General features: G+C 67.6%; 8 protein-coding genes and 2 pseudogenes. 4 read left to right on the top strand and 6 right to left on the bottom strand.

Going from position 1 to position 11,971, the window contains the following annotated elements; genetic code table 11:
- Positions 1-356 precede the first annotated feature (356 nt).
- Positions 357-890, bottom strand: a complete 534-nt coding sequence (locus tag OH809_RS43535; protein WP_406415240.1) for a hypothetical protein — start codon at positions 888-890, stop codon at positions 357-359.
- A gap of 329 nt (positions 891-1,219) precedes the next feature.
- On the bottom strand, positions 1,220-2,161 hold the full coding sequence (locus OH809_RS43530) for a YcxB family protein (protein WP_406415241.1): 942 nt from the start codon (positions 2,159-2,161) through the stop codon (positions 1,220-1,222).
- A 260-nt stretch (positions 2,162-2,421) separates the two neighbouring features.
- On the opposite strand from OH809_RS43530, the pseudogene OH809_RS43525 reads away from it, so the two are divergent.
- From OH809_RS43525 to OH809_RS43510, 4 genes and pseudogenes are all read left to right on the top strand, one after another.
- Positions 2,422-3,261 (top strand): annotated as a pseudogene (locus OH809_RS43525) (helicase associated domain-containing protein); the annotation flags it as partial.
- 606 nt (positions 3,262-3,867) lie between these two features.
- Positions 3,868-5,058, top strand: a complete 1,191-nt coding sequence (locus OH809_RS43520; RefSeq protein ID WP_406415243.1) for an ATP-binding protein — start codon at positions 3,868-3,870, stop codon at positions 5,056-5,058.
- A complete protein-coding gene (locus OH809_RS43515) occupies positions 5,030-5,209 on the top strand; it encodes a hypothetical protein (RefSeq protein WP_406415244.1) in 180 nt (59 codons plus the stop codon). The genes OH809_RS43520 and OH809_RS43515 overlap by 29 nt, the downstream gene beginning before the upstream one ends.
- A gap of 485 nt (positions 5,210-5,694) precedes the next feature.
- The gene (locus tag OH809_RS43510; RefSeq protein ID WP_406424619.1) at positions 5,695-6,549 is read left to right on the top strand and encodes a helicase associated domain-containing protein; all 855 of its coding nucleotides are present in this window, start codon (positions 5,695-5,697) and stop codon (positions 6,547-6,549) included.
- 196 nt (positions 6,550-6,745) lie between these two features.
- Here the strand turns inward: OH809_RS43510 and OH809_RS43505 are convergent, their stop codons facing one another.
- The 4 genes and pseudogenes from OH809_RS43505 to OH809_RS43490 form a co-directional block, all read right to left on the bottom strand.
- Positions 6,746-7,270 (bottom strand): DUF1877 domain-containing protein, encoded by a 525-nt coding sequence (locus OH809_RS43505; protein ID WP_406415246.1) that lies wholly within the window; start codon positions 7,268-7,270, stop codon positions 6,746-6,748.
- A 142-nt stretch (positions 7,271-7,412) separates the two neighbouring features.
- Positions 7,413-7,826, bottom strand: a complete 414-nt coding sequence (locus OH809_RS43500; protein ID WP_406425452.1) for a discoidin domain-containing protein — start codon at positions 7,824-7,826, stop codon at positions 7,413-7,415.
- A gap of 366 nt (positions 7,827-8,192) precedes the next feature.
- Positions 8,193-10,532: pseudogene (locus OH809_RS43495) on the bottom strand (GH92 family glycosyl hydrolase); the annotation flags it as partial.
- Positions 10,533-10,861: 329 nt separating this feature from the next.
- Complete coding sequence (locus OH809_RS43490; RefSeq protein WP_406415248.1) at positions 10,862-11,968, bottom strand: substrate-binding domain-containing protein; 1,107 nt, start codon at positions 11,966-11,968, stop codon at positions 10,862-10,864.
- Between the last annotated feature and the right edge of the window lie 3 nt (positions 11,969-11,971).

The following is an 11,971-nucleotide window of genomic DNA, read 5'->3' as shown; positions in this document are numbered from 1 at the left end:
GCAGCCCCCGGCCTTCAATAAACCGCCACTGAGGATGGGCGCGACTCAGCACCGAGAAGGCAGCGGCTAGCCCGATCCGCGCGCTCGCCCTCGATGGCCTCAGCCAGGGCCATCTCCAGCGCCTCGCACCGGCCGCGGATCTCCCCGCCGATCTGGAGCAGAGCCACCCGGGCCCGGAACGCGGCAGCAGCCCTGCGCCGGTCCCGATAGGCCGCCTGCCTGCACGAACCCGGACGCTGCGGCGCAGGGGCTGGACCGGCTGCGGTCCGGAGCTCGGGCCCGGGCGCAGCGGCGCATCCACGTTGTCCAAGCCGATTCGGCAAGGACACCAGGTTCTGGACCACCGCCGCTCCCGCTCACTTCAGAAAGACGAAGATGGCTGCGAGCGGACCGTAGGCAACCGCAAGCGCGCAGAGGAGCCGCTTCCACTCGAAGGACCAGTTGAGCAGGGCCTGCCCCTCGCTGGTGCTGCCCCCCTGCGCCTGGAGCGCATTGAGGTGGGCTTCTCGGAGCAGCCGAAACGCCCTTTGGTGGGTCGAATAGCCAGTGAAGGCTCCCAGCAGTGAACTACCGAACGCGACCGAACTAATCGGGCGGCCGTCTCTCAACTTGATGGTCAGGCCGTCGTGCACGGTCACTTCCTCGACATCGGTCCAAGCGACGGTCGAGGTCACGAGAAAATTCGTGATCGACACATGGTCGTCAGTGCTGCGGATGGCAGAATCCCATCCAAGCGCCCAGAGGAAGACGGTCAGACCGGCGACCGCGAACGCCGCCGCTGGCTCCTCGTCCAGCGGACCTATGATCAAAACCGCACACACGTAGAACGCGATCCCCGCAGCGACGGGAAGCCACACGTACGCGGGTCGCCGAATCACCTTGGCCTGCAACCAGAACCACCCCCAAACAGCAGATCCTTTCCGCTGGTGGACACGGGGTCAAGATCACGCAAGGTGAGTCGGGCGGCGGCAACGCTGCATTTCAGGATCGGATATTTCGTCCCTACAGTTTCTGCCCGAGACAATAAGCGTCACCACCGAGTCGCTCCTCTCAGGTTCGACGTGAGGCTTGGGTTCTGGAATGAGGTGACTGCACGCTTCTGCGTGTGGCAGCTGATCTTGTACCTGATGACCTGCGGGAACGCGTGGCTCCGTTGCTCCCGCCTCGCCCACCGCTAGGTAGAGCCGCTAGGTAGAGCCGCTGCGACAGCTGGACTGCCTCAGAAGTCGTAGCAGGCGTAGGCGCCGTCGGGCCCGCGGGCGATTCTGTCCGAGCCCCAGCAGTGAAGCATTGGCCCAACGCGGTACAGGGCGGCGCCACCGGCCAGCAGGACGAGAACGGCGAGCACGGCGGTCACGATCCGCATGGCCGTCATCCGCCGTACGAGCCACCAGGCCCCGGCGACCGCGAGCGTCCCCAGCACCAGCATGACGGCCGATATCGGGGCGGTGTTGTTCTGGATCCCGGGAAAGCGATCCGGGTGCGCGGCGTGTTGGACGGCGGCGAAGGCGAAGAAGAACAGCAGCAGCCCCAGCAGCAACAGTCCGACGGAGCTGACCCCGCGGCCGACGGCCCGGCCCCGGCTCTGCGGGCCGCCGGGCCCCTCGACGGCGTCCGCGCGCACGAGCCGACGGTCGAGGACCGCCCGCAGCCGGTCCACGTCCTCCGGGTCCGCCACGGCCCGCTTGGGCAGGACGACGACGCCGACGGCGGACTTGTCGGCGCTGAGAAGCACGAACAGCTCCGGGGTCTCGGCGTAGCGCGGGTAGAGGTGCCAGTCAAGGATGGCCGAGCTGTGCGCGGTGGTGAGCCGGATCCCGGTGTCGTCGACCGTCCCGCGGATGTCCCCCTGCCGTTCGGCGAGCCGGTGGAGCTGGCGCGCCTGCAGCCACGGCACCGCAGTCATGAAGACGGCGAAGACCACCAGCCCCGCATACAGCGGCCACGGTGTGTCACGGCGGCCGGAGCCGGCCGCCGACAGCAGGGCACCGACGGCCGCGACCGCCACCGTCCAGACCAGCGCCCGGCGCTGAAAGCGTCCCGCGCCGGTGCTCCTCGCACGTGCTCGCAGCGCGGACGCCAAGTCGCCGACGGACGGCCGGTAGGCCAGCTCCACCGGTCTCTCCGCGACCGCGTCCGTCGTTTCCCGGCCCTCGGCCATGTCCCCTCCCTGGTTCGATGATCAACCGGATCGTAGAGGCTTTCTCAGCCGCTGCGCCGATGGACAACCCGAACCGTCCACCCGCTATCCCGATCGGCACCAACATGACCTGGCGATTCGTCAAAAACGTCAGCGCAACATCGGCAACCACTGGCAGCAGCAGACACCCAGCCGCCCCCCATCTCAGCCAGAGCTATCAACACCCCACACCACTGACACATCCACGCCGAAAAATCACTGACAAACCAGCACACATCATCGCTGAGGTCGGTGTCACGAAAGCGTTCCCGCTGGGCAGGTGGGTCCACCAACAGCGCCGCGCATACCGTGCCGGCGAACTCGACGACCACCGCAAGAAGCAACTGGACGCCGAAGGCATGGTCTGGGAACCAGGCGACGAAGCATGGGAGACGAAACTCGCCGCACTCCGCTCATACCACCGCCACCACGGACACCTAGCCCCCCGCCAGGACGCCGTGTGGGGCGAGGAAGACAACGACCTGGTCCCGGTCGGACAGTTGATCGCCAACCTCCGCAGGAGGGGCGGCCTGGGAAAGGACGCCGAGCAGGCCGAACACCGCGCCGTGCAGCTCGCCGCGGTGGACAAGGACTGGGCGTGCCCCTGGCCGCTGGACTGGCAACGCCACTATCGGGTGCTCGCCGACGGGGTGCTGCCGGCCATCGAGCCGGGCGTGCTCTTCGAAGGCGACGACCTCGGCAAATGGCTCGCACAACAACGGAAGCCACACACCTGGGCGCAGCTGACCGACGAGCAGCAGGAACGGCTGACCAAGCTCGGCGTACAGCCCGCCCAGGCCCCGTCTCCCACCCCGGCGGCGTCGCCGACGGCGAAGCAGTCGAGCAAGGCCCAGCAGGCGTTCCAACGGGGTCTGGCCGCCCTGGCCCAGTGGGTGGAGCGGGAAGGCACTGCTCGACCGGTACCGCACGGCCACAGCGAGACGATCACGGTCGACGGCGAGACGGAGCCGGTCATCGTGAAGCTGGGCGTATGGATCTCCAACACCAAATCGAGGCGGGACAAGCTCACCGCCGCCCAGCTCACCGCCCTCGCAGAGCTCGGCATCCACTGGGCGCAGTAGCGGATATGGCAGAGCTCTCGGGGTCGCCTCCAGGTGTGGTGGCGGCTCGCGCCGGGGGCTTCTGAGGGTGGCCAGCCCGTGAAGTGGATCGTTCTGGTGGACCCTGGATGTCCTCGCGGCCGGCCACAGCGGCGTGTGCCGCGTACGACGCCGCCGTGGCCCTGCTACCGCTTCTCCGGCACAGCCCGGACGGGCAAGGGGGAGGAATCGGCCCGCGTCAGAATGCGGGCTTTTGCCGTGCCAACTCGTAGATGCCTACCCGGACGTCGTCGTCATCGGCGTCCTGGGCGCCCTCCAGGGCGGACGAGTCGCACCCTGCCGGAAAATAGCGGGGAAAGGCCCCTCGGACCCAGCCGAGAACGTCCCCCGCGCGCCTCCGGCGGGGCCTTCGCGCTGCTCCGCTCCCAGCGGCGGCCCCCCAGAACGGCGGCTTCGGCAAAGCCGTGGACACGACCACCTGGGACCTCATCACATATGGCCTGACCTGCGCATTTACCCCCAGATACCTAAGATGGACATGCACGGGCGACGGCGTGGAAGCAGCGTCGGCTGCTTCGGTGACATCTACTCACAAACATGCTCAGGACGGCCCAGGGAGGGTGCTTCATGACCGAGTCCGGCAACCCCAATCAGCCCGCGAACGTGAACGAGTACACCGGCAGTCACATCCAAGTACTCCAGGGCCACGAGGCGATACGCAGGCGCCCCGGCATGTACATCGGCTCGACCGGCGAGCGCGGCCTGCATCAACTGGTGTACGAGGTCGTCTCGTACGCCGTCGACGAGCACCTTGCCGGCCACGCCGACTCCATCGACGTCACGATCACCGCGGACGGCGGCGTTCGCGTCGCGGACAACGGGCGGGGCCTGCTCGTCGAGGTGGAGGAGCCCACCGGCAAGTCGGCCATCGAACGCGAACTCGCGGAGCTGTCCTTCGGCTCCAAGCCCCACACCGGCTACGGGGTCTCCGGCGGCCTGAGCGGCCTGGGCCTGTGTGTGGTCAACGCGCTGTCGAGCCGTCTCACGGTCGAGATCCACCGAGACGGCCATCGTTGGACCCAGGAGTACGAGAAGGGCACCCCGATCACTCCCTTGACGAGGAACGAGGAGACGAGCGAACACGGCACCGCAATTGCGTTCTTGCCCGACGCCGACATCTTCGACACCACCCGGTACTCGTTCGCCACGCTGTCGAAGCGCCTCCAGGAACTTGCCTTCCTCAACGGGGGCCTGGCCGTCTCACTCACCGACGAGCGTCCGGAGCGGCCGGTCCGCTACCACCACGCGGACGGCCTTCGGGCCTACGTCGCCCACCTCAACCCCTACCCCCCGAGTCTCGTCCACTCCCCCGCCATCGGCTTCGAGTCGGAGAACGAGGACAAGACGATCTTCGTACAGGTCGCCATGCAGTGGAACACCTGGCCCCCGGGAGAGCTCCACTCCTTCGCGAACAGCACCCGCACCCATGAGGGCGGCGCCCACGAACAGGGCTTCCGTACCGCGCTCACAGACCTCGTCAACCATTACGCGCGCCGTCAGCGGCAGATATCCGCAGACGACGAGGACATCACCGCCGAAGCCATCCACGAGGGCCTGACCGCGGTCGTCTCCGTAAAGCTCGCCCATCCAGTCTTCGAGGGCTCCACCAGGACCAGGCTCAGCAATCCCGAAGCAGACGCCTACGTCCAAGAAGTCGTCCACCAACACCTCACCGACTGGCTGGACCACAACCCGAACGAAGCCGCGGCCATCATCCGCCACATACGCAATGCCGCTACCGAACGCGGGAAGGAGTGACGAAGGACTTCCCGCTGGCGAGGAGAAACACCTGGAGGTCGCTGTCACGGGCAGCGACCCAATCACCGGGACACTGCACACGAACGGATGGATCGCGGGCGGCGCCGCCACCGCGCTCACCGACCTCGGTATCCAGTGGGCCGTGCGGTGAATGCCGAGACGGGCAGTTGTCGACTGCCTGTAGAGCTCGGCTACTCCGCCTTGGTCTTGGCGAGGTAGAGCACCGCGTAGCGGGGGTCTGTACAGCGAACGGCTCTGTCCCGTAATCGGCTCTGGCTCACATCCGGTGGTGACTGAAAGTCACGGCGGCGACGAATAGGCCATCGATCACGAAGCCGCAGGTCCGTGCACCACAGCGGTCGTTCCCTGGGGCCGACCGATCGGCCCGGCGTCTGTCCGTGAGAGTCCGGCGCGACAAGCTCAGCGCCCCCGATGCGCTGCCATCCGCTTCAAAGCATCGAGGTCAGAGCACCAGCCGCACTCTCTGCAAGGTAGAGATACCCCATACTCACGATCCGTCACCACCGAATGTGAGCCAGAGCCGGTTACCGTACAGACCCCGTCCCCGGCGGGGAGGTAGAGCACGCTGGGCGTGCGGAAGAAGAAAAAGTCGAGCGCGGAAGGTGGCCGGCCCCACTGCACGGCTTTCCGCTCGGCCAGTGGACCGCCGACGCCCGCCGCTTCCACGCCCGCGGGAACATGGACGCCGACCGCGTCGTCCAGCTGGAGAAGCTCGGCATGATCTGGTCCCACTACGACATCGCCTGGGAAGAGGGCCTCGCAGCGGCGCGCGGGTGGGCCGCCGAGGCGGGCCACCTCCTGGCCCCACTCGACGCCACGTTCCAGGGGTACAAGGTCGGCATCTGGCTAAAGAACGCCCGCGCCGCCACCCGACGTGCCCTGGAGCTCGAGCAGTACCAGGCCGAAGGGCTGCCGGTTCAGTCGTGGTCCGGGGCGCTGTCGCCGGAGCGGCGCGAGCAGCTGGAGGACATCGACCCGTCCTGGTGCCCGGCCTGGCCCGTCACCTGGCAACGCGCCTTCCACCTCACACGACACCACCTCGACACAGGCGGTGAGCTGCCCACCACGGCGGGCGACGTCGTACGCCAGGGCGAGGATCTCGGGCGGTGGGTCACGTCCGTCCGGCTCGGATGGGACCAACTCACCGGGGTGCAGCAGTGGATGTGCGAACACATCCTCGGCATCCAACCCGCCACCGAGGACGAAAAACCCAAACCACGCACCAGCCAGGCACAGAAATGGGCACTCCACCTCACCGCCGCCACGCAGTACTACCAACGCGAGGGACACCTTCGAGTGCCCCGCAAGCACGTCGAGACGATCACCATCGACCACCGGGGCGACGGCGAGGACCAGGAGCAGCGTGATCTCCGGCTGGGTGCCTGGGTGAGCAACCAACGCTCGAGGTCCGCCACACTCACACCCGAACGAATCGAACAACTCTCCGCGGTTGGGATGCGGTGGACGTAGGCGAAGGCGCTGCTTTCCTCCTGCTCTTTGCGCTCACGCTCGGCCTGTTCGGCCTCGCGCGCGGCCTCGAAGCCGCGCTTGCAGCCAGCGCGCTTGAACCTTTCAACCAGCCGCTGTGGACGATCCGCATTCCCCAGGCGAAAGTTCACGTAATTCCCCAGGTGCTCGTGGGGAGACGCCTAGGTTGGGGCCAGGGTCAGTCCCACCAGAGCACGACGAGCAGGTGGCGCTTTGCTGCGTCGAGGTAGAAGTCCCGCAGGGCGTTGAAGTGCTTCAGCAAGTACTCGCGCGGTCCGCCGATGATGTGGTCGGCCCCGTGGCCGATCAGGTATCCGGCTTCGCGGTCGTCGGTGGGCAGGGCGGCCAGGAGGGAGTGCATGTCGATCTGGTCGAGCAGCTCGGAGACACGCGCCGCTTTAGCGCTGGACAGAGCCGTAGGGACAGGCCCGAACGGGCCGATGGCGTGAGGGTGCGTATTGAGGAAGCCCAGGTCGACAGCGGTGTCGCCGTCGGTGGCCTGGCGGAGAGCGTCGAGGCGAACCTCATCGAGCCCGGACACCTCGCCCAGGCGTGCAAGCAAGGCCGGCGCCCAGTCCAGGTCCAGCACGTCCGATGCCGGCGGATCCCAGCGAGGATCACCGTCTGGTGACACGCTGGCTGACTGGCGGCAGGCGGCGAGATACTCCGCCGGAATGCGGGCGAGCTGCTGGGTGACGGCCATGATGGCAGTATCTCGGCGACGTCCACCGGATTCTCTGGCGCTCGCTTGGCGAGGGTGGGACGGGCCAAGGCGCCTGGCGGTTGGGGTGAAGCCCCGGCAGGGCGGGCGTGATGCCTGCGCCCTGCCGGGACGGGGTGGGTCGTCAGTCGGCCAGGCCGACGACGTTGATCTCGGCAGCCGTGGTCCACGGGTTGCCGTTTACTTCGCTGAGCGCGCGCAGCCGGACGTAGTGCGCGCTGACCGGGGTGAAGCAGGCCTCCTGTTCCGCGGAGGTGTTGGCCCAGGTTCCGGTGGCGACCGGGTTGCCCCAGTTGGTGCCGTCCTTGCTGGTGTACACCTCGTACTTGGCGATGCGGCCGTTGGCACCGTTCTGGCGTGGCAGGTAGGTCAGGCAGGACGCGGTGTGGTCGCCGCCGAGGTTGAGCTGGATCTCGTGCGGCATCGGTGCGGCGGTGCCGGACCACTTGGTGTGCCAGATGGTGTCCGGGTTGCCGTCGACGGCGTTGGTGGCCGGGGCGTTCTCGCCGACGGTCTCCTCGCTGTCCGCGAAGGCCACCGTCACGGGCAGGTTCGGCGGGCGGACCTTTACCTGGATGGTCTTCGTGACCACGTCACCGGCTGCCTGGGCGACCCGGACGGTGACCGGGTAGGTGCCGTCGGGGGTACCGGCCGGAGCGCTGACGTGGATGGTCACATCGTGGGCGGTAGGAATCGTGTCGGAATGGACGTCGTCGAACTCCGTCTCGCGCGGGTCCACGGTGAGCTGCTCCGGCGCGCTGACCTTGATCGAGGCAGCGGTGTCACTGGGTGCGGTGAGGAGGGTGGAGACGGTCAGGTCGGTGCCGGAATCGCCAGGGTGCACGATCGGCTTGGCCGGGGACACCGCGACCACGGCACGGCGCTGAAGGTCCGGCACGGTGTCGAGGGCGGGCGGCGCGTCGGCGGATTCAGTGCCCCAGTCCGAGTGCGTGGCACCGACGGTGAAGGAGAGGTCCTCGCCCGCGCGGATGTCCTCGGTCGTGATGTAGGTGTTCTGCAGCTTCTTGCCGCCGAGCTCGGCGGTCTGGATGTAGCGGTCCGTGGCGGTGGTGCCGGGGGCGGTGATGGTCATCGAGCCCTGGGGGTAGTACTGCTTGTCCAGGGTGAGGTCGACCCGGTCGAAGACCGGCGTGGACAGCCCCCACATGTCGGTGCCCGGCATCACCGGGTAGATGCCGATCGAGGAGAGCACGTGCCACGACGACATCTCGCCGAGGTCGTCGTTGCCCGTGACGCCGTTCGGCGCGTTCGTGAACAGGGTGAGCGCGGCGTGCACCACGTCGGTGGTCTTCCACGGCTGCCCGGTGGACAGGTAGGTGTACGGGGCGCCGAGGTCGGGCTCGTTCTGCGGGTTGTACTTGTCCGCGTTGTAGTACCCGTACGCGCTGTTGACCCACACGTTGCGGGCCGTGCCCGCCGGGTCCTTCAGCAGCTTGTCGTAGGCGAAGAAGGAGTCCAGTCGGGCGTTCGCCGCCTCCTTGCCCCCGATCAGGTCGACCATGCCGGGCACGTCCTGCGGAACCAGCCACATGTACTGCCACGCGGAACCCTCGTGGAAACCGGGGCTCACCTTCGGATCGGCCGAGCCGACAAACATGCCGTCGGTGCCGCGGGGGCGGAAGAAGCCGGTACGCCGGTCGAAGATGTTGCGGTAGTTCTGGCCCCGGGCCAGGTACCGGTGTGCGTCAGCCACATGGCCGAGGTCCTTGGCCATCCCGCCGAGGGCGGCGTCCGCGAGCGCGTACTCCAGGGTCGCGGAGGCACCGTGCCGGAAGTCGTTGTCGCCCGGCTTCTGCGGCCGAGCCTCGTCCTCGGGGACGTATCCGTCAGCGAGGTACTCCTGGTTGGCCTGGCGTACGGCGGACGGCGAGGACGCCGGCGGAACCGTGTCCGCGTGCTTCTTCAGCGTCTGGTACGCCTCCTCCTCGTGTCCCTTGAGCAGGCCCTGCCGGTAGGCGTTGACAAGGAAGGGAGTGACCGGGTCGCCCGTCATGATGTTCGTCTCGACGGTGGCGTAGCCCCAGCGCGGCAGATGTCCGCTGTCGTCCGCGACCCGCAGCAGCGAAAGCGCCATGTCCCGCGACTCGGCCGGTGCCAGCAGCGACAGCATTTGCTGCTGGGTGCGGTAGGTGTCCCACAGCGACCAGTTCTGGTAGTACGTGAACCCGTCGGCGGAGTGCGTCTTCTGGTCCCAGCCCCGGTAGCGGCCGTCCACGTCGCTGCCAATGCTCGGCGTCAGGAAGGAGCGGTACAGCGAGGAGTAGAACGTCCGCTGCTGCTCATCGCTGCCACCCTGTACCCGGACCTCCCCGAGCCGGTCCTGCCATGCCTGCTTCGCCGCGGCCGCCTTCTCGTCGAAGGTGCCCCCGCCCTCGGCCGCCAGGTTCTTCGCGGCGCCGTCGGCCCCCACCCAGGACACCGAGGTGACCGCGGTGACCTTCTGGTTCTGCGTCGTGTCGAACCGCACATAGGCGCCGCCGCGCCCCGTGGAGGTGGACGAACCGCTGCCCGCGGTCACGGTGTTCCCGTTCCAGGTGCCATACGACGTGAACGGCCGGTCGAACCGCGTCTCGGTGTACACCGTGCGCGGCTGGGTGTCCTTGCCGCAGAAGCTGCGGCTGGTGATCGCCGTGACCACCGTACGGTCGTCCACCACGGTCACCGTGTTGCGGATGGTTGTGGTCAGCGCCTGGCCGGAGTTGAGCAGCACATTGGCCTGATCGGTGGCCGGGAAGGCGTAGCGCTGCCAGCCGGTCCGGTCGGTGGCGCTCAGCTCGGCGGTGATCCCGGTGCCGAGCTTCACCTTGTAGTAGCCCGGCGATGCGGTCTCGTCGGCGTGGCTGAACGGCGCCGCGTAGCTCGCGTTGTCGGTGGACGTGATGGCACCGGTGGTGGGCAGCACCGGAAGGTCCCCGCCCAGCCCGCAGCCCACACCCGACAGGTGCACGGCGCTGAACCCGCGGATACGGTTGTGGTCCCAGTTGTAGCCGGTGCTGTGTCCGGTGTCGGGCGACAGCTGCACCATCCCGAACGGCATTGAAGCCCCGGGGAACGTGTTTCCCTCATGCTGCGAGCCGATGAACGGGTTAACCAGGTGGGTGAGGTCACTGGTGTCCCCAGCGGCTTCAGCAGCCCCCGTAGACAACGTTGTCATAGTGCCTGCGAGAAGAGCGGCGACTGCTGCCACCGCCATCGCTCGCAAGCGTTGAGTTCTTGATGCCATGTGATTCCGCCTCAGATGGAGAACGTGGTCGCAGCTCCAGAGATGCCCAAGGACCAGGGGGCTTGGAGGTGGGGGAACAACGTGCGACTCAGGTAGCGAGATTCTTGGCCCAAACGGTCTTCGGTGTCAATGCAGGCGAGGCCGGCTGTCTTCCGCCGGACTGCACCTTGCTCGACAGGGGGTTGGTGTTGCCCGATGTGCGCGCGGCGTCGGTTGGGTGACGGGGGCGCCCGTTGCCGCTGCAACTGAACCCATCGCCGCATCCGAGCGGCATGCGGGAATTCAAGGACGTCCGCCGCGCGCCCGGAGCGCGCACGACAGGGATGCGCCTACTTGGTGAGCGGAGCCAGCTTGGGATCGTTGGCGTACGCCTCGGCCGCGTTGGCCTTGGTCACGATCACCGGCGGGAGCAGGTAGGACGGGACGACCTTGACGCCGTTGTTGTACGACTTGGAGTCGTTGACCTGCGGCGTACCACCGCTCTGCAGCGACTTGATCATCTTGATGGTGTCCGCGACCAGCTTGCGGGTGTCCTTGTTGATGGTGGAGTACTGCTCGCCGGCCATGATGGACTTGACCGACTCGGCCTCCGAGTCCTGGCCGGTGACGACCGGCAGCGGCTTGCCCGCACCCTTGACCGAGGTGAGGATCGCCCGGGCGAGGGTGTCGTTCGGCGAGAGGACACCGTCGAGGGTCTTGCCCCCGCTGTAGGTCGAGGTCAGCAGCGAGTCCATGCGCTGCTGGGCGTTCTCGCCCTTCCAGCCCTGGACGGCGGTCTGCTTGACATCGGCCTGGCCGGAGCCGACCACGACGTCGCCCTTGTCGATGTACGGCTTGAGGACATCCATCGCGCCGTTGAAGAACACGCCGGCGTTGTTGTCGTCCGGCGAGCCGGAGAACAGCTCGATGTTCCACGGCCTGGTCGGCTTCTTCGCCTTCATGCCGTCCAGCAGCGCCCGGCCCTGCAGCTGGCCGACCTTGAAGTTGTCGTACGCGATGTAGTAGTCGATGTCCGGCGTGTTGGTGAGGAGGCGGTCGTAGGCGATGACGATCGCACCGGCCTCCTTGGCCTGCTTCACCTGGGTCGAGAGCTGCGCGGCGTCGGTCGCGCCGATGACGATGACCTTCGCACCCTTGGTGACCATGGTGGAGATCTGGGCCTGCTGGTCGGCGACGGTGGTCGACGCGCCCGCGTACTGCACATCGGCCTTGAAGCCCGCGTCCTTGAGGCCGTTGACGAACTGGTCGCCGGCGAGGACCCAGTTCTCCGAGGTCTTGGACGGCAGCGCGACACCGATGAGGGAGTTGGCCGCGAAGCCCTTGGCGGGGGCGCTGTCTCCGCCCTCGCCCTGGCGTTCGTTGGAGCAGGCGGTGGCGCCGAGCGCCAGTACGGCCGCTGCACCGACCGTCAGTGCCTTGGTGAGGATTCTGCGCATCGT

It is taken from the genome of Streptomyces sp. NBC_00873 (assembly GCF_045207415.1).
Taxonomy (GTDB): Bacteria; Actinomycetota; Actinomycetes; order Streptomycetales; family Streptomycetaceae; genus Streptomyces.
This window is presented reverse-complemented; position numbering and strand designations above follow the sequence as displayed.